This is a genomic window from Verrucomicrobiota bacterium, from assembly GCA_037139415.1.
In the GTDB taxonomy this organism is placed as follows: Bacteria; Verrucomicrobiota; Verrucomicrobiia; order Limisphaerales; family Fontisphaeraceae; genus JBAXGN01.
In genome coordinates, this window is the sequence record JBAXGN010000124.1 from 1 (window position 1) to 24,231 (window position 24,231).

General features: G+C 56.6%; 19 protein-coding genes. 5 read left to right on the top strand and 14 right to left on the bottom strand.

Annotated features, from left to right (window positions below; genetic code table 11):
* The coding region (locus WCO56_19790) for a hypothetical protein (GenBank protein MEI7731824.1) at positions 1-329 on the top strand (329 nt) is incomplete at its 5' end.
* Positions 330-712: 383 nt separating this feature from the next.
* Positions 713-1,720: an aspartate-semialdehyde dehydrogenase gene (locus WCO56_19795; GenBank protein MEI7731825.1), complete on the top strand. Its 1,008-nt coding sequence runs from the start codon at positions 713-715 to the stop codon at positions 1,718-1,720.
* A 63-nt stretch (positions 1,721-1,783) separates the two neighbouring features.
* Here the strand turns inward: WCO56_19795 and WCO56_19800 are convergent, their stop codons facing one another.
* The 11 genes from WCO56_19800 to WCO56_19850 all read right to left on the bottom strand — a co-directional run bounded on the left by WCO56_19800 (position 1,784) and on the right by WCO56_19850 (position 14,825).
* Positions 1,784-2,518, bottom strand: a complete 735-nt coding sequence (locus WCO56_19800; GenBank protein ID MEI7731826.1) for a class I SAM-dependent methyltransferase — start codon at positions 2,516-2,518, stop codon at positions 1,784-1,786.
* Between the two features lie 60 nt (positions 2,519-2,578).
* A complete protein-coding gene (locus WCO56_19805; GenBank protein ID MEI7731827.1) occupies positions 2,579-3,562 on the bottom strand; it encodes a hypothetical protein in 984 nt (327 codons plus the stop codon).
* 158 nt (positions 3,563-3,720) lie between these two features.
* The gene (locus WCO56_19810) at positions 3,721-4,233 is read right to left on the bottom strand and encodes a methylated-DNA--[protein]-cysteine S-methyltransferase (GenBank protein ID MEI7731828.1); all 513 of its coding nucleotides are present in this window, start codon (positions 4,231-4,233) and stop codon (positions 3,721-3,723) included.
* 23 nt (positions 4,234-4,256) lie between these two features.
* Positions 4,257-4,763 carry a hypothetical protein gene (locus WCO56_19815; GenBank protein ID MEI7731829.1) on the bottom strand — a complete coding sequence of 169 codons (507 nt, stop codon included), beginning with the start codon at positions 4,761-4,763 and terminating at the stop codon, positions 4,257-4,259.
* Positions 4,764-4,771: 8 nt separating this feature from the next.
* Entirely contained in the window at positions 4,772-5,389 is a 618-nt protein-coding gene (locus tag WCO56_19820; protein MEI7731830.1) for a hypothetical protein, read from the bottom strand.
* Positions 5,390-5,693: 304 nt separating this feature from the next.
* Positions 5,694-6,074 (bottom strand): dUTPase, encoded by a 381-nt coding sequence (locus WCO56_19825; protein MEI7731831.1) that lies wholly within the window; start codon positions 6,072-6,074, stop codon positions 5,694-5,696.
* Positions 6,075-6,086: 12 nt separating this feature from the next.
* A complete protein-coding gene (gene hisB / locus WCO56_19830; GenBank protein ID MEI7731832.1) occupies positions 6,087-6,749 on the bottom strand; it encodes an imidazoleglycerol-phosphate dehydratase HisB in 663 nt (220 codons plus the stop codon).
* Positions 6,750-6,804: 55 nt separating this feature from the next.
* A complete protein-coding gene (locus WCO56_19835; GenBank protein ID MEI7731833.1) occupies positions 6,805-7,269 on the bottom strand; it encodes an adenylyltransferase/cytidyltransferase family protein in 465 nt (154 codons plus the stop codon).
* A gap of 162 nt (positions 7,270-7,431) precedes the next feature.
* The gene (locus WCO56_19840; GenBank protein ID MEI7731834.1) at positions 7,432-10,380 is read right to left on the bottom strand and encodes a hypothetical protein; all 2,949 of its coding nucleotides are present in this window, start codon (positions 10,378-10,380) and stop codon (positions 7,432-7,434) included.
* A gap of 18 nt (positions 10,381-10,398) precedes the next feature.
* Positions 10,399-12,891 carry a hypothetical protein gene (locus tag WCO56_19845; protein ID MEI7731835.1) on the bottom strand — a complete coding sequence of 831 codons (2,493 nt, stop codon included), beginning with the start codon at positions 12,889-12,891 and terminating at the stop codon, positions 10,399-10,401.
* A 140-nt stretch (positions 12,892-13,031) separates the two neighbouring features.
* Positions 13,032-14,825, bottom strand: a complete 1,794-nt coding sequence (locus tag WCO56_19850; GenBank protein ID MEI7731836.1) for a hypothetical protein — start codon at positions 14,823-14,825, stop codon at positions 13,032-13,034.
* 329 nt (positions 14,826-15,154) lie between these two features.
* Between WCO56_19850 and WCO56_19855 the strand changes: the two genes are divergently transcribed.
* Complete coding sequence (locus WCO56_19855) at positions 15,155-19,216, top strand: immunoglobulin domain-containing protein (protein ID MEI7731837.1); 4,062 nt, start codon at positions 15,155-15,157, stop codon at positions 19,214-19,216.
* A gap of 123 nt (positions 19,217-19,339) precedes the next feature.
* Here WCO56_19855 and WCO56_19860 read toward each other — a convergent pair whose 3' ends face one another.
* On the bottom strand, positions 19,340-19,585 hold the full coding sequence (locus WCO56_19860; GenBank protein ID MEI7731838.1) for a zinc ribbon domain-containing protein: 246 nt from the start codon (positions 19,583-19,585) through the stop codon (positions 19,340-19,342).
* Between the two features lie 25 nt (positions 19,586-19,610).
* The gene (locus WCO56_19865) at positions 19,611-20,627 is read right to left on the bottom strand and encodes a GTP-binding protein (protein ID MEI7731839.1); all 1,017 of its coding nucleotides are present in this window, start codon (positions 20,625-20,627) and stop codon (positions 19,611-19,613) included.
* A gap of 199 nt (positions 20,628-20,826) precedes the next feature.
* Between WCO56_19865 and WCO56_19870 the strand changes: the two genes are divergently transcribed.
* Positions 20,827-22,035 (top strand): M14-type cytosolic carboxypeptidase, encoded by a 1,209-nt coding sequence (locus WCO56_19870; GenBank protein MEI7731840.1) that lies wholly within the window; start codon positions 20,827-20,829, stop codon positions 22,033-22,035.
* Between the two features lie 15 nt (positions 22,036-22,050).
* On the opposite strand, the gene WCO56_19875 is transcribed toward WCO56_19870, so the two are convergent.
* Positions 22,051-23,385, bottom strand: a complete 1,335-nt coding sequence (locus WCO56_19875) for an SAM-dependent methyltransferase (protein ID MEI7731841.1) — start codon at positions 23,383-23,385, stop codon at positions 22,051-22,053.
* Between the two features lie 410 nt (positions 23,386-23,795).
* Between WCO56_19875 and WCO56_19880 the strand changes: the two genes are divergently transcribed.
* On the top strand, positions 23,796-24,231 hold a 436-nt coding region (locus WCO56_19880), incomplete at its 3' end, for a Druantia anti-phage system protein DruA (GenBank protein MEI7731842.1).

Below are 24,231 nucleotides of genomic sequence, written 5' to 3' on the forward strand. Positions count from 1 at the left end.
CCCGCATCATCCGCCCCAAAATCATCAAGCCGGTCATCATCCGCGCCATCATCCGTGTTACCCCGAAACGGATTGGCCCGCGCCCCAAACCATCCCTCATCACCCAATACTTTCGCACTGCCCAGCGGTTCATGAACTTGGATCGGATGCTGTTTTCCAACAGCTTCGCCTACTGCCAGAACTCGTTGCGCCAGCTTCTGGCCACCTTCCCGCAACCAAACTGCACCACCCCCCACCCGGATGGACCAGCGGCGGCTACCGAAAACTCATCACAACTGTCTGTTTTACACCAACTTATAAAAATGACGTCCGTCGAAGCCACTTCCTGAAAATTTCATTTTTGGTACAGAAACGGTCCAGTTTTGGTCCAGTTTTCTATGTATTCTAACTCCTGCCTCCCAGCTCCTATCTCTTTCTTTATATTTTTCTGCCCGAAAATATTTCTGCAAAAGTTTTCTGGTCGTATTCGCGCCATACCCGTCATTCGCGGTCACGTTCTCCAGGGTCGGAATTCGGTTTTCGGATTTATTATTCGTGCATAATTTTATCACAATTCTCAAACTACACCGCTCACACCGGTGCAATTTTGGACTACTTTTGAAGTAGTTTTCGCAGACCCACTGATTTATTCAAATTCCAATGGGCTTTCAAAAAGTTATTCACGACATTTGACAGACGCCCGGCGGCTTGCAATAGTGCGCCCCGTTTGATTATGAACCATAATCCGCATATCGCAGTGGTCGGTGCCACGGGAGCCGTGGGCATCGAGATGATTAAGACCCTCGAGAAACGCAATTTCCCGGTGGGTAAGCTGACTTTATTGGCCTCGGCCCGCTCCGTGGGCAAGACGTTGACGTATCGCGGCCAGGATTGTGTCGTCACTGAACTCACTAAAGATTCGTTCAAGGGCATTGACATCGCGCTATTCAGTGCGGGCGGCTCCATTTCCAAGGAATTCGCCCCGCTGGCGGCCAAGGCAGGCTGTGTGGTGGTGGATAATTCCAGCGCGTTCCGCATGGATGACAGCGTTCCGCTGGTGGTGCCCGAGATCAATGCCGCCGATGTGAAATGGCACAAAGGCATTATCGCCAACCCGAATTGTACGACGGCCATCACCTTGATGGCGCTGTACCCGTTGCATGCCGCCTTTAACTGCAAGCGCATTTTTGCCTCCAGCTACCAGGCCGTGTCCGGTACCGGAGCCAAGGCCATTGAGGAACTTAAGCGGCAGGTGCAGCAGATTGTCAACGGCCAGCCGGTCACGACGGACGTTTACCCGTACCAGATCGCTTTCAACGTCCTGCCGCAGGTGGATTCCTTCCTGGGCACCGGCTATACGAAGGAAGAAATGAAGATGGAAAACGAGGGTCGCAAGATCATGCATCATCCCGGTTTCCGCGCCAGCGTTACCTGCGTGCGCGTGCCGGTGTACCGCTCGCATTCCGTCGCGGTCAGCGCCGAATTCGAGAAGCCGGTCACAGTGGACGCCGCGCGCGCAGTGCTGCTTAAGGCGCCGGGGCTGGATGTGTTGGATGATCCCGCCAACCGGAAATACCCGATGCCGCTGTACACCTCAGAAAAGTATAATTGCGAGGTCGGACGCATCCGCAAGGATTGCGCGCTGGATAACGGCCTGTGCTTCTGGGTATCCGGCGATCAGTTGCTCAAAGGAGCGGCGCTTAATGCGGTGCAGATTGCTGAGGAATTGATCAAGCTCTGAGCGGTTGGATAATTTTCACCAGCCATGGTTTCCACGGAAGCCATGGCTTTTTTCTTGGCCGGATCAACGCCGCGTCAAGCCTACCAGGCAACGCCCGCCAAACAGGCGCGGCCAGCGGGACAAGGCGGCGTCCAACCGGCGCATCCGGTTCAGCCCGGCGGCGGGGTAACAGGCCGGCTTGCTGTAGCCGCCAGATAGCAGGTAATGGAAGGCGCTGAACGCTTCCCGGTGAAAAATGGACCAACCTTCCGGCCAGCCGGGGATTTCCTGTTTGAAAAAGAGCCGGGTGGCATTGCCTTGCGCTGCGTAATAGGCGCGGGGAGGCGGCAGCGTGGTTGCCTGTTGGATGGGCTTTCGCAAGGCGACTGGTTCATGGTGCAACCAACCATAAACGGGATAACTGGCAGCGCTGATGAACGGCTCGAACAGAATGATCCGCCCCCCCGGACAAAGTGCCCGGTGCGCTTCCTTCAGGAAGGCGTTGGGCGCTTCCAAATGATGGAACACATCGAACGCCACCAAGTGGGACACCGCACCATCCGCGAACGGCAGTTCGTAGGCATCGCAGACCAGGTCCAGCCAGGGGTTGGGGAAAAGGTCGGTGGTGATGGCACCGGGCAGGTGGGTTTTCAAATTACCGATACCGGAACCGATTTCCACAATTTTACCGGGGATGCGCTGGTCAATAAGGCTCACAATCCGCCGGTAAAAGCCCGCATAAATTTCCTGCAATAGTGGCTTGTTCTGCCAATAGTGCAGGTTCTTTTGAATCTCGACCTGATGCTGTTCTAAATCCATGCAGCGGACAGAACGACGATGGTTGTTCGGGGGAATGGTGATGGTCGTTATTGCCTGGCCTCAAGGGGCAGTCATGGTGCCTAACACGGGACCGCCATCCTCGTAGCCACGCTGTTTGACGCGTTCCTCACGGCTGGGTAATGGGGCTTCCTTGGGACACAGGACGATGGGGAAACTTTGAACCGGGCTGCCCACTTGGATATCATAAATGACAAAGGGCGTGGGATAGGTCTTCGTTGGGTATTGGGTGGTATCTATGAGTACGATGCCAGCATCGGTGGTGGGAAACTGCACGCAATTAAAGACCGCGTTGCTGGTGGTGTAGCGCATCAGCGTGGCAGCGATGCCAGCTTCATTCGCCGTAGTGATCAGGTCCAGAGCGTAGTGTCGTCCGACAAACATGTTTTCCACGTAGGGGCGGTCCGCTTTTTTATAGGCCATGATAAACGTGCGCAGGTCAGCCCAAGACACGGGGGCCACCTTCTGTGCCGGAGCCGGGATGAAATATTTCTCCAGTCGGTTTTGGCTGGGAATATAATACCACTCGGTGAAGCCTTTGGCGGCATTCGTGTCATTGAGCCAGGCAATATATTCATCCAGGTTGGCTGGTGGATTGGCGGTGCTGGAAAGACGCAGGACGGGGGTGGGCATGCCCAGATAGCTTTCAGCGGGAGTTTTGTTGGTAGTTACGAGACCGGCAACCGCACATAACTCGTCAGGCACCAGCTTATTCGTAGACGTGGTAGGGGAGAGGCTGGTGTTGGTAGGGGGAGGTGGGGTTGGCACATAGCCGCCCGTCGGATCCAACCGAGCGCCGCTCAGGCTGAGCAAATTCGTGAGTGGAATGGTTTCCCGTGCGTCAATGGTATAGATCGTTATGCCATTGGTATCCCGGTCCAGCACAATGCCATTGCCCAGCACTCGGGGTTGGCGGGTGACGTAAAGAATCCAGGAATTAGTATCCAAGCCGAAAACCTGGCTGCCAACCAAAAGCGTCAGGATTGCCAAGCAGCCGCGTCGCAAGATGTTTTGTTGAAATTTCATAACGAACCTGCCCCTGGGAATTGTTGACCTTTCCAGGCATTCCATCCACGGATAACTGCTAACCGTTTCATATCAGTGTCATTAGAGTACACGACTTGGTTTGTTCATTCAAGCAAAACCAAAGCCACAAAATCAAAGCGCGGCAGCTTGAGGCGGCGCTAACTCGTTGCTGCTGGCAAGCTGCTATGGCACGCCGCCGCCTCCCGTTCCAAAAGCAACCGTTTCCAGCGCAGCCCCGCCGAAAATCCGCCCAGCTTGCCACCGGTGGTGATAACGCGGTGGCAGGGAATGAACAGCGGAATGGGGTTGGCGCCACACGCCGCGCCAACGGCCCGCGCTGCCTGCGGTGAACCAATCGCGCGGGCAATGGCCGCGTAGCTTTTGGTGGTTCCGGGTGGAATTTTTTGCAATTCCCGCCAGACGCGCTGTCGGAACGGTGTGGCAGCGGACAGATCCAGTGGCGGCAGTGCATCGGGAGTTTTGCCGTTAAGAATTTTTTGTAGCGCTGCGGTGGCCAGGCGCACTGTGTTTTTATCAACCGAAGACGCGTCGGCGTTGGTGATCGTTTTTTGATTTTGGACGGGAAATTCCAGACGGCAAACCCCTTGGGTGGTGCAGGCCATGATGAAAATGCCGTCTTCCGTGGCTACGGTTAAGGTTGGCAGGCTCATGTTTGTTCCCAAGGTTCGGGGGGTTAGTGGCGGCCCATGATCACGGCCAGGATACCCCACAGGGCAAGCGTAAACACGATAACCAGGGCGATAAACCGGTTGCGCGCCACCCGCTTTTCGTAACGCAGGGGGCGCAATCCTTGAATATTACCCGCTGCCAGGTAACTCACAAATTTCGGGTTGCTGGGTTCGGGACCGCGAAAATGGCTGAACAGCCGGCGAATCGCCTCGGCGAGATTGTATTTGCGCACGCCCAAGTCGTTGTATAGTTGCGGCTGGGGAATCGCCTCCATCGAGGGTACCGCCGGTTTGCGGGCGGCTTCAATGAACAGCGGTGCGGCGGGCGGACGGGAGGGCTGGGTGCTGCTGGTGGTGGCCGGTGGTTGGGGAATTGGTCGCGGGCGGGGTGGTGAATCCGGGGGATTCGTGTTATTGAGCTGTTTAATTTCCGCTTCCAGTTGCGCAATGCGCTGGTTCAGCGCCTTATTGCGCTCGGTGATCGGGTCCGGCTTTTTGCGGAAGAATGACATGGTCCTACTCATTTGCCGCGCAGTAATAAAACCACCAGGATTCCCAGGCCAGCCAGAGCAATCGGCCAGGTTAAAGCCAGGCCCAGACGGCACAGTTCCATAAAGTCCATCTCGGCCAGCCATCGGGCGTTGGACAACGCTGGTTTGTCGGGCGTGGCGAGCGCGGGGTTGGCGTCCGGGTTGGCGGTCAGAATGAGGTGCTTCAACTGGGCGCTGTTCCATTCCATGCGCGCATTTTCCAAGGCAGTGAGGCTGCGGGTGATTTCGTTTTGAAAATTGTCCTTGGTCCAATTTTCCTCAGAGATGGCCTGCACGTTTTGGATCGCGGTCTTGAGCCCGTTCAACGTTTTCGCCATCTGCTCCGCTTCTTGCCGGGAATCGAATTCGGCTTTTTCCAGCAAGCCGATGCCCCGGGTCAGGCATTGGATGACTTCCGTACGCCCGGTCTGCCACTCCGCCTGCCGTCGACGCGTTTCTTCCAACGCGACGCGCTCGCGCTCCAACTGCTCTTGTTCCTGGCGTAAACGCGCCAATTCCGATTGCACATCCGTCACCTTGGCATCCATGTCCTGGCGCGTGGGGGCGGCGGACGTGTTACGGCGGGCACCCTGAAATTCAGGATCCACAAAATCAGATGAATGCGACTCTAGCGACATGCGGATACTCTAATGCCGTTTTTTTGTTTTCGTCCAGTGATTTTGGGAATCTTTCCCCCTTGCATTCATGCTTTCGCCAAGGGTTGCAAGGCTACCCAACTCCAACTCACCTCAAACCTGCCTCACCTAAAAAATGATCACCTAACTCGCCGTCCGCAAGCCCGCCAACAGAAACCCTGAATCGCGCACTCTGCGCAGAAATCGCCCCTGTAGGGTTTGGCTTTCGTTGGCCCTCGCTTATTCGGTCTTCGGCTTTCGGAATTCGGTTTTCCAATTATATGTGCTTGGAATCGTCGTGGTCTTTCTGTGTGTACCCGCTTTCCTGGCGTTTGAAGTTTACTTCATTTTTCTTCACGTACGCCTGGAAGACATCGTCGGCGCTCATGCCCAACACCTGTGCCAGGCTGATGAGAAAATGAAAGAGGTCCACCACTTCCACCCGCGCATTTTGCTGGTCGAGCTTCTGATACTTCGCCCACCACTTCCACGGCACGCTATCGGTTAGCTCCGCGATTTCCTGGGACATGGCCCGGCAATAGTTCAGCACCCACTTGGTTTTTTCCTCGTCGGTCATGCCGGCGGTTTGGACGCCGATGCGCTCATTGAGCGCTTGTTGCATCCGGAATAATTCACGTAATTGATCAGGTTTTTCCATATTGAGTTTGGGTTAGAGCATGCCTTTGGTGCTCGGCAACTGGTTGGCGACGCGCGGATCGTGCTGGCAGGCAAAGTCCACCGCCTTGGCAAACGCTTTGAACAGCGCTTCCACCACATGATGCGGTTCCTCGCCGTAGAGCAATTCCAAATGCAGGTTGCAGCGCGCCTCGTTGGCAAAGCCTTGAAAGAATTCCCGGGCCAGCCCAAAGCGGAACGCACTGGACATGTCCTGGGTCTTCTCGGCGACGGTGATGCGCTTGAAGGGCAGTTTATCCATACCGCGCCAGACCAGGAATGGCCGATTGCTAAAGTCCACGACACAGCGCGCCAGGCACTCATCCATGGGCACAAACGCTTCGCCGCAGAACGGATTGCGCGGGTCAAAGCCCGCCCCGTAACGGCGGATGCCTTTCTTATCGCCCAACGCCTGCAATACCGCCTGTCCCAGCGCGATTCCGCAATCCTCGACCGTGTGGTGCGCGTCCACCGCCAGGTCGCCGTCGCAGCGCAATTGCAGATCCACGACCGCGTGTTTGGCGAACAGCGTGAGCATGTGATCAAAAAACGCAAGCCCGGTTTGGATTTCGGATTTACCCGTTCCATCCAGGTTCAAGCGCAGCTTGATCTGCGTTTCTTTGGTATCCCTTTTTATTTGTGCCTGACGTTTTGGCATGGCCCTAGTGAAGCGAAGTTTTGGGTGGATGTCGAACGGTTTTGCGAGCGAGCGATCAACTCTTGGCCATTTTTTCAATCAGGCCCGTGGTGGAACGGCCCGGCACGCCACCGAGTACCGCGACTTTGCCGCCCAGGCTTTCCACTAAGCGGCGCTCCTCCTGGTTGATGGTGTCAATCGTGTAATCGCCACCCTTCGCGTAAATGTCCGGCTGAACCAGCGTCAAGAGAGTACGGGCGTCGTATTCCGGGAACACATACACCCCATCCACGCTTTGGAGGGCGGCCAGTACCGTGGCCCTGTCGGATTCGGAGTTCACAGGTCGGCCGGCCCCCTTCAACTGGCGCACGGTGGCATCGGCGTTGACACCCACCAGCAGGGCGTCCCCCAGGTTTCTGGCGGCTTCAAGATAAGTCACATGCCCCAAGTGCAGTAGATCAAAGCAGCCATTGGTAACCACCAAACTCCGTCCGGCGGTCCGCAACGCGGCCCGCCACGGCGTCAATTGTTCCTTTGTCAAAACTTTAGCCCGAAAATTCATGAGGCAATCATTGGCTGGAATCAGCCTGCTTGGCAATGCCGGAGTGTGGTTTGATCTGCATTACCACACTCATTGTTTCTGACCGCCCAGTTTACAAAAATTGTCCGCTGTATTATTCTAAAAATGCGGCATCGCCCCCGCTTACGGATTACCAACTGGCGGTAATTGATAGAAGGGCGGCAAATACAGTTTGAGCGCCTCCAGGTCCACCCGCTGCGCAGCGGCAACTTCTCTGAGCAAATCAGCACGGGCACCGCGAAACGCCAGCAAGGGTGTGAAGAGCATGGGCGGCTGGACCGCCTCCAGTTTGCCAGCCCGGCGGCGATACAGCAGGTCTGGCGCCTGACTGCGGTTCCAACCCCAGAGTTCGCTGGCGGCGGTGGTGGAGGTTTCGATTGGTTGCCCGTTCAGGTCCACATAGCCAGCCACGGCAAATCCGGCATCCAGGGTGCGTTTGGCAAGATCGCGCAGGCAAAAGCCTTGGTTGACATAGGACAGTTGTCGCGCTTTGGCAAAGTGCGCATGCAGCAGATTGGTCCACATCTGCACTTTATTGGGCACAAACCAATCGCCCGAGGCAATGATTTTGGCTCCCATTTCCTCCAGCCGTTTGCGATCCGCCGTCAGGCTGGGAGCCCAAGGGACGCCCCATTCGATGGGACGCAATTCCAGGCATTGATGCAACCGCAGGGCGAGATAGGCCTGAAAGAGCGCGTTGACTCCCTGGTCTTGCAGGCGGTTGATACCATCCAGTACCCCCAGAAAGTTGTCGGTGCAGTTTGTGCCGCGGCGTCCATCGAAAATGGCAAGTTGATCAAACGCCGTACTTTCCCGGGAGCGACCCAGTTCGAGGATGCTACGGTTGATGGGCGACAGCACACTTTGTTTGAATTCCAGCACGTCAGCGCGTTCCTTTGGATTATAGACAAAACCGATTTTGTAACCGGCCCGATTGGTCCCCAATGGTGCCCGGGAATATACCGGCCAGTGATCGGAGCCATCGCGCATGACGATTTCATAGGCAAAGGTATTATTGACGTTTTCATCGTCTCTGAGTTGCACCAGCAGGCTGCGTTCGCGCGGTAATAATTCCGTTGGACGATGCACGTTGGATGGTCGGTTCAAGAACAGGTTCCAGGCCTCACTGTGGCCGGGCAAGAGCAATGGCCCCAACAGCAGTTGCACGGATGGGTTTAAGCTGGCGAGTTGGCCGGCGGCGCTAACCCCGGCTGGTGGTGCGAAAGCAGATTTTTGGTATTCACGCAGGGAAGCCAGGTAGTTGGTAATCGTGTTGGGAGAACGCCATACCGCCAGAATGCGTTCCCAACGTTCGACCTCCCGTGAAAAAATGGCCGCCTTGTTCTTTAACGTTTCCAGGGATGCGGTTGCTTCCGCAGAGGGCGCCAGCGCCGGAATCGGTGCGGTCGCCAGGTTTTGCGCCTCGGCCAGAAGTGGTGCCAGTTGGGTCAACGTGGTTTCCACTTCCGCTGGGGTACGCTCGTACTTCAGGCCGGCAGCCATGGTTTCAGCCACGCTGATCTGTTTGCGCAACGCTTCCCGCCGGATTTGCCGCTGTTGTTCAAGCCAGCTTGTCCAATGGTGTTCCATGGTTTGCAATCCGGACGCCAGTTGCGGTTTGAAATCCGGTGCGGCGGCGCTTGCCGTTTGGCGCGCTCGATCGTAGTTGGTCTGGATCTGCTGCGGAGACAGGCTGGTGAAGCCATCGGCGACGAGCTTGGCCAGTTGCGCTAGCGCGGCCTCGCAGTTGGTCTTGCGCTGATACTCCTGTTGCAAAAAAACAGCGGTCTGTTCGAGTGCCGTCCGCAAGCGCGATGACTCTGTCAGTGCCGCATTCTGCTGGCGGAGCTGCTCCAATAATTTTTCCGCCGCCACCACTTGGCGGGCGGTTCGCAGGGCGGCCAGTTCCTGGTCGTAATCCCGGACTTTATGTTGTTGGTATATCCATAGACCTACCACGATGGCCAATACCGTCAGAATTACCATCCCCACCAAGATGAAATTGCGGCGTTTGCGCTTCTCCTGGGCCTGCTGATCCTGCAGGTATTGGCGCGCTTTTTGCGTCCGGGCATTCAAATCGGTGGCGATGGGGCGGTGGAATTGTTCCAGCTCACGCCAGTGATGTTCCAATGTTTCCAGCCGATCATGCAATTCCTTGCTGGATGGCAAGGGGGCAGCCAACTGCGCCTGTTCGCACTGTTCCACCTGCTGTTGCAGCTTCTGGATTGCCCGCTCAAACTTGCGCTCCTCCGCGTCTTGAAGTTCACACGCCGCAATCCATTTTTCGCCGTCAGCGATGGCGTCGCTCGCCTCTGGCTCAAGCCGAACTGAGCACTCTTCTTGCAATGATTTCAATTGGCCCAGCAACTCTCCCGTACGCTGCCAATTTCCAGTCTCGCGGACCGCTTGCGCCTGGCTTAATAGGTCGCGACAGCGGAACTTTTGGGCCTGCTGCCACACGGCGCCGGACGGCGACAGTTCATAGTTGAGCGCTTCAATTTCCTGGGCTTGCTGGATGGTTTCCACCACTTGGTCTGCCGCCATGGTCTGGCGCAGTTTTTCCAGTCGGGCATTGAGGACCTTGCGCACGAGGCGGTCCTTTTCCTTGATGGCATTGGCATCTCCGGGGCTGCGCCGGATGATTTTTCGCAGCACGACCACGGCTTGTTCATCATTCTGCCGCATGATGGCGGCGCGGTAATCGCGGTACAACGGGTGGTCCTGGGAAAATCCCCGGCCATACGCCTCGCTGAGCAAACGGATGGACTTGCTGTCAAACGGTTCAACTGCCGGCAGCTCATTTTTTTTGCAATACTGCCGCCATTCGACCGCCTGCTGAAATGCCAGCCGGGTAATCATGTCCAGCAATGGTGGCGCGGCATCCGCCAATTGCAACGCCTGCTGTTCACTGCCCGCCGATAGCAGGGCCGTGCATTGTTCCAAGCGCCGGATAATGGCTTGGCACGCGGTGACATATTCCTGCGCCAATGCCAAACCCGAGGATTCCGGCCCTGGCTTTTGCAGCAGGTCCGTGATCCGTTTCACCAGACGCTCGGCTTCCAATAAGTTCATGGGCGGGGTACAGGTGGTTTACTTGAATTTGATGAGTTCCAAATAGAAGCTATCTGGCGCTTTGAGAAGCAGGCGGATTTCCTGGACGCGATCCAAATTATCCTGCGGTATCCGATCCAACCAACCGGATAAACGCTCGATGAGGTCAGCCTGCTCCCGTTCCAGTTCGCAACGTTGCAAGAACTTGTAGAAGTCGTTAAAATAGTCCTCATTGAACTTCTTTTCAAACTGGTCCAGCCATAGGCGCTTGGGAGCATCGCCAACGCGTTCTTTTTTTCGTGCAATACTTTCGCGAACCCGTTTACCGAGTTCTTTCAAATTGTCTGGTTTAATTGGGAGCAGTTTTTTAAACTCGGTCCCGCTTTCATTCAATACCCCGCTCAGGTAGTAAAGGTATGCTGGCGGATAACTCTTGGGTATTTTTTTATCGGCTTCATAGCAATGCCAAAAGCCTTGGGACATGATCCCGTCTTTCTCATGCAAAAGCCAGCCCAATGGATGGTCATACGGTTTGTGGCCTTCAATGAATTGGCTATTTTCTTCCTTCTGCCGGATGGTCTCCGCTAATTTCTTCTGTATCCCCAAGAGGGCGGCCTTGAAATTCAAATCCCCCTCCGGACGTTTTAATGAGTCTGCAGGCCAGCCTTTCCACAGCGAAGCAGAATCCATGATTGGAACGAGGGAAAATGACGCGGGCTGCGCTCCCAGAATGAAAATTGTATTTTCCACCCGCTGGCGCAGGTCGGGTTTGATAGATTGCATCACCTCAGGCTGATTCACTTCCAACCAAGCTTTGGACATGGCCACTGGTGGGGGCGATTTATCGTCGAATAAGAATACCAACCGGAATGAGGTGAAACTGTTATCGCGTCCGGCCGGTGGTTTGAGGACGATGGTTTGAAAATGTGCTGATAAATTGCCGAAGGGACTATACGTGACACTTTTTGCGGGGCCGTTGAGTTGGTACTGAAGCCTAAACCCACTCTCTCCCGAATCATTTTTAAGATCCAGAGTGTTATCCGTGTCCTGCGCTTCGCGCAGGTAGAGGGACATGCCATTTGGAGGATGCGCCATTTCCAGACGGTTGGCATAGAGCAGACACTCGACATTTTCGCGGTCGGGTTGGATTTTGCGCTCGGCGATGGCGGTGATTAAATCCAAGATGGCAGGTGCAGTAATCCCCGTGGGCTCTCCCTGCTTGGTGCGGATGATATAAGTCGCGTAGCCATCCAGCTTGGCCAATTCGCTGCGCTGTCGCGGCGGTTCCGTTTTTTTCTTGGTTGGCGGGTCGGGGAGGACGTCTGGCGGCTGATCCGTGATGGTAGCGGGATTGGTTGGTTGAGAGTGGTTGGTCGCTTGGGAATGAACGACTCGAGGGGCTTGTGGAGCCGACCTTGCGCTGTGTTTCTTGGACCACCAGCCCAGCAACAACAGTAGCAGTATTCCCCCCCCAATAATCGAAAGGATCATTGGCAGGCGTGATTCCTTTGGCCAGTTTGCCGGCACTTTGGCCGCCGTCGCCGCACGTTTGATCTGGGGTGGCAATGGGGCGGCGGGCTTATGAATGAAGGCGGTGTTGGAATTGACGGTGCCCGGTGTGGCGGAGGTGGGTATTGGTTGGTTGGGAAGTGCGGATGGTTTTGGCGGTGGTGGGGCGGCGGATGCCGCAGGTGCGGTCCAAACTTTGGGAGCAGGACGATTCCGCCCATTCCGGGCAACCTCGGCCCATTCATTGGCCGGCACGCGGATTGCGTCCGGGGCGGCTATCGGCAGATTCGTCACTCGCTGAGCCGTCTGCCAGCCGGGTGAGCCCGGCACGCAACCGCGCCAGACGAAATCTGCCGGGCTATCCTCCGCCTGCATGAAATTGGTAAACGGCACCAACCAACGATTGGTCGGCGACTTGAGATCGTGATCCAATAATTCCAGTGATTCCCCGTAGAGATCGAGTAGCCCTGGCTTGGGTTCGGCTGGTACCAACAGGTAGCACCCTTTCACGTGGGGTTCAATGACCAGCCCGGCTGCCCGTCCGGCATCACCCAGGCTGGCCCACGCTTTGGCCGGCAGGTTGACGCGCAAGGGCAGGGTGCCCAAGTTGCCGATTTCTGGCGGGAGAATGTGCCGGGGTTCTTCCCGCCATTCCTTTCGCCAACCATCCCAATGCTGAAACAAAATCACCGGGGAGGGGCGCCTGGCCAGTTCATCCGGAGCGAACACCAAGTGATGCGCGAGAAAATTGGTGCGATTGGTATAATCCAATCCGGCATCCTGGATGCGGGTCAGCACATGATATCGGGACCCGCGAATTTCAAGGATGCGATACGCACAAATGACGGGATGCACGATGCTCTTGCCCGCAGCCAGGGTGACTTCATGGTGGTAATAGCTCAATTGCTCCAACCGCTGCGTCAGGGATTCCGAGAGATCGGGGCTGCGTGCCACCGTTCCAAAACCGGACTGCCCGGCCTTCAGGGTGCGGGCGGCGCTGGTATAGATCAATTGCCAAGGCATCGTGTTACCCTCGGTTCACCTTTCCTGCGTGCGCTGGGCATGCGCACGTTAAGCCGAACGCCGCCCGCAGGGTTTTCCTCGCAGGGCGTCTGCGTCTGGCGTTTGAATATGGTTGGCTCATAGCTGGGATTAGGAAAATCCTAGGCATTGACCGCAGGCACCAAGTTGGGCACCACTTGGGATAATAACCAGATGGACGGTATTTCCACCATGATCGGCTTGAGCAGACGCGGATTTGGCGCAATGCCGCCCGCCGCAATTTTGGTGGGCGCGTGGCCAAATGCGCTGACTGGAAAATAAACCACATTGGAGCTGAAACTCTCCGCGTTGGCTACCACCATGGGGGCCAGTTCTTTCATCAGTTCGCGCACCCGCTCCGAGTTCTGCCGTAACACCGCGTAATCCAAGGCTCCGTTGGCGATCGGATTGGACAGCGGTTCGGAGCCCAGCAGTGGCAGCCATGCGTCGCATTTGCCGACTAAAACAGCCAAAGGGGTGGCAACCCGCTCATCCGCCCGCAGGTTGCGGAGTCGCTGCACCCGCACCCGCATTTCGGATAATAATACGTCCTGCTGATCTTGCAGCGGATGTTCCAATTGGGGATCGTCCTGGGTCGGGAGACGCTGGCGAAATTCGCTGCTGTTAAATGGATCGAATAAGTAAAAGATGCCGGAAGAACTCGCCACATGTTGCGCGCCCGGGGAGTTGGCAGAGTCTCGCCCTGGTTGAAAATGCTCGCCGGCATTGTCGTAAAAGATCACCGCGCAGCGATTATGGCTGTCATGAACCAGCGACGTCGCATAAATGAATGGCTTGGGTAACGCTACCGTGCGTCCGTAGCGGGGTAACCGCTCGTACATGGCGCCTTCGAGGTTGGTTTTAGCCAACATGGCCTGTTCCGGAGTGCTGGCATTGAACAAGGTATTCTTCATTTCGTTCAACAGGGCGTTTCCCGCCGGATCCGCGTCTTGAAAAACGACTTTGAAATCCTTGTACAAGCGCTCTGGCAACAGCTTGATTAATACGCTTAAATAGTACGACTTTCCCGAGGCGGCATCGCCCACGATGGAGAAAATATGATGTGGCGCATGCAAAAAACCCGGCGGCAACACGCGCCGGCAGTGCGGACAGGCCATATCCGTGCAGGGCAGGCGGAAGGCATCCAGTGCCTGACCGAGATTATTAAACTGGGTGGCCTGGAAGCGCAGTGGCGCCTCCGCGCCCAGTATCGGATCACCGCGCAAGGAGTCATGCACTGCCACGTGCATGATTTCACCCGTATCAAAGTGCAGCCAGCAAGTGGGGCAAGTCAGTTCGCCCGAACTTTCAACCGGACTGACGAAGATATTGGTGTCCGCCTCCGCCAGTTTTTCCGGTGCTGGCACCGGAAAATCACAGGGGGCCGATAGTTGAGGCGTGGGCGGTGAGGTGGCCGCAAGGATTTGCTCCAGAAAGAACCCCATGTTCGCCCCCCCAGGCATCGCAATGGTTCCCGGTGGATAATTCGCCTCCCGGCTGAACTGGCAGAGTTCTGTCAAGGGCCACGGCCCTTCCCAATTGTCCATGCCGGGCTGCTGCATGTACCATTGGTCGGCGGCCAACCCGTCTCGCCAGGTGTCCAAATCTTTTCCGCCCCGCAATAAGAGAAAACTGGATCCGATGATCAGCGAATACTCACCTTCCGCGAGTTCCACCGCCTCCTGGGGGGTCCCATTGAAGATCACCCGGGCGGACTGGTCGCGCTTGACCAGCGCCAGTCGTTTATTTTCCTGCAAACGAACCAACGCGCAGTGCCGGTCCGTCACCTCTTTCCCCTCCAAACGCAAATCCACGTCGGTGGCGTTGCCAATTTCAAATGGTAATTTTTCGACACTGGACCAGGATCCAGTGACACAATCAAACAGCGCCCAGCGTTCTTTTGAGAAAAAACCCATATTTAAATCAATGGCTCGTGGCTGACAGCCTATGGATACCGCGCCCAATTGGAAGCCAAAAGTTCACCTTGACATCAATCCGGGTGGGCATAGGCTGGCGGGGAATGAATGCGCCTGAAAACGATGCCGTGGCTGCCGGGAATTTGTCTAAATTCGCGGGGGTCGCGTATTCTACATTTGGTGGTGGATTTCCCCTGTCCAAACACGCGCTTTGCAAGCCTCGTTGACCGCTGGTTTTTCAAGGGGCATGAACGTTTTAACTTTAATCTCCGCAACTCGCTAATACTTTGAATACCAACGCATATCGCCACGTATTTCCAGATTTATTTATGCAAAAACTATCCGCTACGATCGCCGGTGCGCTGCCATCGCGCCTGGCCTTGGCCGCGCTTCTGTTAATCGGCCTGATGGGTTTGCCAGTTTGTGCTGATTTGGGAAACGCCTTGAATGCGTCGAACCTCGTGTGGAGCACGGGGGGGGCGGCTGGTTGGTATCCCCAAACCACCAATACCCACGATGGCGTGGCTGCCGTTCAGAGCGGCAGCATCTTGGATAATCAGGAGTCTTGGCTGGAAACCACGGTTACCAATGCTGGTATCCTCACATTTTGGTGGATGGTTTCTTCGGAAACGGATTACGACTTCTTGGAATTTTATCTGGATGGCTCGTTGACCAACCGTATTTCAGGTGTCGCACCTTGGCAGCAGCAAGCCTATTCGCTGGGGGCGGGGGTTCACACGCTGCACTGGCGTTATGTCAAGGACGCCGGTGGAAGTTTCGGTGCCGATGCTGCTTGGTTGGATCAACTTAGCTTTTTGCCCGAGTCGGGCTCGCCCGTGATCGCCATGCAACCGGTTGGCCTCACAAACCTTGCCGGCACAGTGGCCACCTTCAGGGTGGTCGCTAGTGGTGGTGCGCCGCTGACTTATCAATGGCTCAAATACGTATCGCCGACGCTTGGTGGAAATCCTAGTGGAAGCGCCATTGTTCGCGGGCCCATTGCATATATTTTCGGTGCTACGAATAGCACCCTCATGTTGAGTAACCTGAGTAAAGCCGATAACGCTGCGTATAGCGTGGTGATCGCAAATAGCCAAGGCAGTGTGACCAGCGCGACGGCAGTGCTTACGGTGAGCGATCCAGCCATTACTCTGCAACCGGCTAGCCTGAGTGTGGATTTGGGTAAGACGGCGGTGCTTACCGTAGCGGGGGCTGGTACGCTTCCCTTGCGTTATCGCTGGTTTAAGGATGGGGTTACCCTGGCCAGCCAGACGAATTCCAGCCTGACCATTACCAATCTCCATCTGAGTGATGCGGCGGATTACAGTGTGGTGCTGAGCAATCGTTATGGTAGCGTGACCAGTGTGGTGGCCAGATTGGCAGTGAATCGCGATACCCTCGCCTTCAGCCCGGTAATCATCGGCAATGTTCAAGCCAGCGCGTATCAGCCGGATGGGAAGCTGCTGGTGGTCGGGACCTTTACCTCCCTGGATAATCAGCCACGTAACCGAATTGCCCGTTTGAACGTTGACGGCACGGTGGACCTGACGTTCGATCCCGGCGCAAACGCGGTGGTCAATGCGGTGGCAGTGCAGCCGGATGGGAAAATCCTGGTGGCCGGAAGTTTCACCGCGCTGGGTGGCCAGCCGCGCAACCGGATTGGCCGTCTGAACGCCGACGGTTCGTTGGACACGTCCTTCAATTCAGACGCCAACTATACTATTCTAGTGCTGGCCATGCAGGCGGACGGTAAAATTCTCGTGGCCGGCGAGTTCACCAAATTGGACGGACAACCGCGCAACCGGATTGGCCGACTGAACGCCGATGGCACGTTGGATACGACCTTCAACCCGAGTGCCAATAATTGGGTGGCCTCATTGGTGTTGCAGCCGGATGGAAAGATTTTGGTGGGCGGCATGTTCACTCAATTATGCGACCAGTCCGTTGGTTACTTGGGCCGCCTGAACGCCGAGGGTTCTTTGGATCTGACGTTCACCCCCAAAGTCAATGATGAGGTGTTTGCCCTGGCGTTGCAACCGGATGGAAAGATTTTGGTGGGGGGATCGTTTACTTGGCTGGCTGGGCAGCGAAGACCTTTTATCGGGCGGCTGAGTGCCACCGGCGCGCTAGACGCGACGTTTGATCCAGGCGCGGACGCCTCCGTATCCTCACTGTTAGTGTTGGCCGACGGTCGAATTAGGGTTAACGGCTATTTCAGCAAGTTGAGCGGGCAACCGGTAAGTCAGCGTGGACGGCTATTTTCCGATGGTTCCTTGGATAAGACGTATGACGTAAAAGTGAACGCCGGCTTCATTCGCTTGAATGGAAGTAAACTCGATTACACTGATTTGAATTATGACGGCACGACGATTACGTGGTTACGGCAAGGCAATGTGTATGACATCTGGCGCACCACGTTTGAATCCTCCACCAATGAAGCGGATTGGGTCAGCCTTGGTAGTGGCGTGCGCAATGGGGCGGAATGGCAGTTGGCCGGGGTGTCCGTTCCTGCCGGCGCCTGGATTCGCGCCCGTGGCTACAGTGTGGATACCGCTGGCGGTGGGATTATACAAAGTACCATTAAAATCGGCTCTCCGGCTGTGACGATGCAACCTGTCGCTAGCACGAATTATGTCGGGAGTGAAGCGGTCTTTAGTGTTTTGGCGTCTGGAACCACCCCCTTGGCATACCAGTGGTACAAGGGGGGGAAACCAATCGTGGATACGGCCAGAATCACCGGCACGTCTTCGGCTCGGCTCACGGTGACCAGCCTTAGTAAAAGCGATGCGGACAACTACAGTGTGGTCATTACCAACGCCTATGGGGCAGTGACCAGTGCGGTGGCTGCTCTTAAGGTGATTGATCCGGTTGTCACTGCGCCCGTCATTGTGTATCAAACCTACACTAATGTGATCGTGCGCCCCGGGCAGACGACCAATCTGCAAGTCGTCGCGCAAGGTTTGGAACCGCTATCGTACCGCTGGACCCGGTCTGGCTATACCATTCAAGATACGAATCAGCCGACCTTATTGTTTCCCAATGTCAGTGTGCTGGATGCGGGAATTTACCGGGTGATCGTTTCCAACAGCCTGGGTAGTGTCACCAGCGCGCCCATCACCCTGACTGTGGATGCGGCAGTACCGGTGCTGGTCATCACCACGCCGCTGACGAATGTGCGGGTAACCAATGCCATGGTGGTGGTCCTTGGACGGGTGGTCAATAGTGGCTCAGCGTTAGCTGGCGTCTATTATAGCCTTAATAACGCCGGTTTCCGGCAGGCGGATAGCACCACGAACTGGCATTCAACCCTGACCAATTGGCCCGCGATCTCCACGAATTGGTACACGACCATTAGCAACCTGGTGCCCGGCACCAACCTCCTCACTTTTTACAGCGCAGATTTTGTCGGCAACGTTTCGCTGGTCAGGAAACTCACCGTTTTTTATGTGCATACAAACAATCTGACGGTTCTGACGGGAGGCACCGGCTTGGGGAAGGTGACGCCTTATGCCAGCACCAACTTGGAGGTTGGAAAAAATTATACGCTCATTGCCACTCCCCAACCGGGCAGTCTGCTCTCCAATTGGGTTTGCGGCGGGACGGTGCTGACGAATGGACCCACCTTACGGCTGTTGTTGCGCTCCAATACCACGGTGCAGGCTAACTTTGTCACCAACGCCTTCCTCGCGCGCAGTGGTGATTACGTGGGGTTGTTCAGTCCGAGCAACCTATTATCCCTGGCCGATTGGACCAACAGTGGAACGGTCAAGTTGACGGTGACGACCAGAGGCACGTTTACGGGGCAATTGACTTATCAAGGCACCGTTTACCCTATTGCGGGTGCGTTTGATGCAGGCGGATATTCCACGAATTCGATCTCGCGGAACAATGATCCGGACTTGTCCGTCGCGTTGAGCTTGGATCTCAGCCACAACGACGGGGTGACTGGCTCGGTTACACTGGGGACGAACTGGCTGGCCGATCTGTTGGCGGCAGCGGTGCTGAAACAAACCCAAGTGAAGACCAATTACTCGATGACTGTGGAGCAGGGGCCGCCTATTTTTGCGCCGCGTGTGATACCCGGGCAGCCGCATCCGAATTACGTTGTCATTTCCCAATTGGGTGGGTCTATTAATTTGGCGGTCCAGCCTTCCGGTTCGGTGCTTTTGTCTGGCACCTTGGCCGATGGCACCAAGCTGACGGGAACGCTGCCATTGACGGTTCAACGGGAAGTGGTGCTGTATCAAACGTTGTACCAAGGCAGTGGAATGCTGCTCGGCTATGCGAGTCTGATGAGTACCAATGTGGGTGGAGAGGTCCACTGGCAGAAGGTGCCCAATAGCGTTATTTCCAACGGTTTCTCGGTCCATTCACGCTTGCTGTTTCCTTAAGCAGGACAACGGCGGTTGTTTGTTGGCACCCAGTTTTTCCGGGATCAATTCACGGTCAAGTTCACCGGTTTGGCCGCTGCCATCGGCGATGAGCGGCGATCGTACGGTGGGCGGGGGCGAGCCTTATTGGCGTTCGTATTCGCCACGCCCGAGTTTCTTATAAACGCTGAAGCCGGCTTTTTTGGCATCGGTGATGGAGAGCGGCTTGAGTTTGATGGGGGAACTGAAAGCGGTGATGACCTTGCGCACGGGTTTCTTGCACAGCGGGCATTTATCGAGCGGCTTGGCGCTGAGCGGACGGCGCAGGGTAAAACGGCCACCACAGATTTTGCAATCGCCGTCGGTGAGTTCGTATTCGTAGTAAGGCATGGCAGCGGGTTGGTTGGGGCCTTGGTCAGTTGGCCAGGCATTTGGCAAAGTCTTCGCGAATAACCGATTCGTTCAAGTCTTTCCCAATGAACACGAGTTGCGTGGTCTTCTTCTCTTTGGGATGCCAGACGCGGTCCGGTTCCGCCTCAAACATCATCTGTACCCCCTGAAAAACAATGCGTTGGGACATGCCATAGACGTAAAGGATGCCCTTGCAGCGGTACAGGTCCTCGCCCCGGCTGGAGAGCAGGTCGGTCAGCCATTTTTCGGTCTTGCGCAAGTCCAGCGGGCGGTCTTCCTGGATGACGAACGAGCGCACCCGCTCGTCGTGATGGTGATGCGGTGGCGCGGCATCGCGCGCCGGGTCCGGCGCTTCATGGATGAATTCGAGCGCGTCGTCAGGTTCCTCCGGGGCCACCGGCATGGGGGCGGCCAGTTCGCGCGCCTGGACGTTGAAAATATTGGCGACTTCGATCTGGGCTCGTTGCGTGCGGTGGATTTTGGCGAGCGCGTTCATGCGGCGCAGGCGGGCCTCCAGCCGTGCCAGGTCCGGCGCGGTGACGAGGTCGGTCTTATTCAGTAATAAGACATCCGCAAAGGCAATTTGCGCAGTGGCCTCCGGCGCGGTTTCCAGGGTCTTTTCGATGTGTCGGGCATCCACAACCGTAACGATGGCATCCAGGCGGAAGCGCTTGACGAGTTCGGACGCCATGAACGTGTGCGCGATGGGGCTTGGATCGGCGAGACCGGTGGTCTCAATCAGCACATAATCAAACCGCTTTTGCCGTTGCAGCAGGTCGTGCAGACAGCGGACCAAATCCCCGCGCAACCGGCAGCACAGGCAGCCATTGTTGAGTTCCGTGATTTCCTCGTCGGCACCCACCACCAATTGATTGTCAATGCTGACGGACCCAAACTCATTGATGATGATGGCGCACCGGTAGCCATGCGGTTGCGTGAGCAACTGGTTCAATAAAGTGGTTTTGCCGGCTCCCAAGAAGCCGGTCAACACGGTCACTGGAATTAACTTATCCCCGCTCATGCATTTTAATCTCGTTACCTGGTTAATATAATCGGACGGTCGCGGATGCCAAGGGTAACTTTACGCCTTGCCAGTGCCGCGAAATGACGGTAGTAAACGTTGTATGCCGATTCAATCATCACCCGTTTGCCGTGTGGGCGGGTTCAGGAACGCCGTAGTTCACCGCCAGCGCCCCGCGTTTTGGGCGGCAGTATCACTCTTGGCTGCTCTGTGTTGTCTGGAAGGCCATCTTGCGGTCGCTCCGGCGAACGTCATCACCAACCCGCCGGGATTTATCTATCTGGATACCGCCATTGAAAATGGATCGCCGTTGTCTTGGAACATTCGGCAAGACGGGGCGATCCTGATCAGTCTGGTCTATGATCACGAATATAACACTCCGAACCGGGCGAATGGGCACTGGAACTTTCGGCTGATGGGGAAACCGGGGGCGGAACTGACGCTGGTGTTCACCAATTTCGATAACATTTATAACGGCCGTTTGGGTTCCCCCATCACCGAGAAAACGCATTGCTTTGCTTCGCGCGATGGGCAGGCGTGGCAGGCCTTGCCGATGCACAAGGACACCAATCATAACACCCTGGAATTGCGTTTGAAACTGGAAGGGGACAGCCTGTATCTGGCCCGGCTGGAACCGTACCGGATCAGCGACCTGGACAAGTTAAAAGCGCGGATACAAACCCATGCCGATGTCGGCATTCAGATCATCGGCAAGACGGTGGAAGGGCGGGAACTGGAAATCCTTCGCGTGGGTCGCGAGGACGCGCCCTACCGGGTCTTTTGCCGGGCGCGGGCGCATCCGTGGGAGCCGGGCGGCAACTGGGTGTTGCACGGCATGGTTGAGGCGATGTTGCGCGATCTGGATGCCGGGGGCGACTATGCGCGGCGGTTCTGCATTTACCTGCTGCCCATGGCCAACAAGGACGGCGTCGCGCATGGGCGCACGCGGTTCAACCTGCATGGGCGCGATATTAACCGGAATTGGAACGAGCCGGCGGATGCCACTCTCTGTCCGGAAAACGCCGCTCTGGAACAATGGTTGCAGGGGATGATTGCCAAAGGCAAAAAGCCCCACCTCGCCATTGACTGGCACAATGATAACAATGGCGCGATGATGGTTTATCGGCCCGCCAATGATTCCGTTGCCTGCCTGGCGCGCTTGAAGCGGGTGGAGGACCTCATGCGCGCTCACACCTGGTTTGATCGGCGCTGCTCGATTTCCACCAACAAGGTGGGCACGATTAACGAGGGCTGGCCGGATCGGTTTGGCGTGGATACGTTTGTGCAGGAGTTGAACGCCGACTGGATTGCCAAGCTCGACAAGCCGCCCTTGGGCAAGGACTGGGAGAAGTTGGGCGCGGATATGCTGAAAGTCTTCTGCGAGTATTTTGGCACGCCCACCCGGTGATCGGACATCGAGGATTCAGCACTCCTCGATGGTTGCCTCGGACTTTTCCTGGCACAGGACTTTAAAGGATTGCCCCAGGAAATCCGGGTGCGTGAGTGTCTGGAATTGCCGGGTGCGTGCCGCGTTCCAGGGCGCAAAGCCCGCCGGATTCCTGGTGATAGCCGCCAGGGTTTGCATGAAAAATTGCGATTGCGATACCAAATTGCCGTCGTTCGTGCCTGCCTCCCGTCCGGCATGTTGCAAGGCGGAGAAATTGACATGGGCGGTCAGGTCCTGCTCGCCGGGGTTCGCGAGCACATCGGCTGACTGCGCATGGTGTGCGTAGGCGCGCAACGTGCCTTGGGTGCGTTCCGGGCGAAATAGTTCGCCGGCCAGATACCCGTAATCGAACGCCAACAACCACCCCTGTTCAAACATGTGGGCCGCTTTTTGCCACCAGGCGACGGCACGCGGGGAAATCTCAATGGTATAACCATCCGGCAACGTGCCGAGCAGTTCCTCGGGCAGCGCCCCCAGCCGACTCCATGGCTGGCCCAAGTTAAAGAAGTGCATGGGCTCTTCCGCTGAGCCGTCAGCAGAGCAGGGGAGTCTAACCCAGCCAAACCGATCCTTCGCCCAAGTCACGCCCCATTCAAACCAGCGCTGATTGGCCCGGTCCCAGCCCAGCCGTCGCAATGGAAAGGCATCGAGCAGTTCGTTGGAAAAGATGATTCCGTTCACGGCGGACACCGTTTGCCAGGTGGAATGCCATTGCACGGTTGCGCCCTGCGCGGCTTGTCCGCATGATTCACCAACTTTCGTAGCCGTCGAGTTAAGGAGACGGACCTGGGAAATTGCGGATTGCGGATTGCGGATTGCGGAATCGCCCTCAACCGCCCTGCGGGCACCTTCTCCCCCTTGGGGGAGAAGGATGGGATGAGGGGGTTCATGGGCAGCAAAGCGGGCCAGCCGTTCTCGTTGCCACGATTGGCGCACGGCGGACGGTTCCAGAATCACGTAGGTGAGACGTTGCGCCAAATCCGGGCGGAAGACATGCAGCCAGTTCAGAATATCCTCGGCCAAGCGTCCATCATGACTGCCGGCCTCGACAATCTGGCAAGACGTCGCCGGTTTGCCGCGCTCGCCCAGGGAATCCAGCCAACGGCTGAACTGATAGGCCAGCAGTTCGCCAAACAGGCAGCCCACGCTGACGCTGGTATAAAAATCCCCGCGCCGTCCCGGCGTGCGTGCGGCGGTTTCATAATAGCCAAGGCCGGGCGCGTACACCGCCAGCTCCATGAAGCGTTCAAAGGGAATCGCCCCGCCATTATCGCGGATTTCCTGGCTCAACATTTCCGTTAGCGCCTGCATCGTGCGTGACGGGGATCATGAACCCGGAAATGAATAAATGGAATGCGAAAACGTTTTTTTGCTGTTTTTGGCGGAATACTCGGTGGAATCCCGAAGTCCGAATTCCGAAAACACGCTAAATCCATCAGGGGAGCCACCAACTCCCCTGGCCGTTGCCGGGCTGGGAAAACGCCGCGTTTCAACGTGAAAAGCGACCCGGCCACAGTCTCCGCACCAGGCATCGGATTCCGGATTCGGAATTCGGTATTCTTTCGGATTTCGGTCCTCGGATTTCGGATTTAGCCGGACCCCTTCTACCGAAATCAGCGAGCCGAAACAGCGCAAATTCATGATCTGCACGAGAGACCGTAAAAATGAGGGGGGCGCCGATTTTGCGGAACAAGCGTCCCCCATTTTTTTACCCTTGGGGCATGAAACAAACGAACCGGGTATCCAAACCGTCGCCCAAACCGGTCTTGTTGGATGAAGTTCGCGTGGTGCTGGTCAATGACCGCAGCGACCGCCAGCGTTTTCAGCGGCTCTTGCGCCAGCACCACTATCTGGGGGGCATCCGGGCCGTCGGCGAACAGTTATACTACGTGGCGGTCGAGGCCCAAGGGGCCTGGGTCGGGCTGCTGCTCTTTAGCGCTGCCGCCAAACACTTGAAACACCGGGATCCGTGGATTGGCTGGACCCGCGCGCCGCGGGACCGGCGGTTGAGTCTGGTCGTTAATAACAGCCGCTTTCTGCTTTTGCCTGACCGCCCCGTGCCCACTCTGGGGTCGCGCGTGCGGCGCCTGACCTTGGACCGCCTTAGTACTCTGGGGCGTAAATCCGGTGACGTATTCCCGATTCAAGCCACCAGCG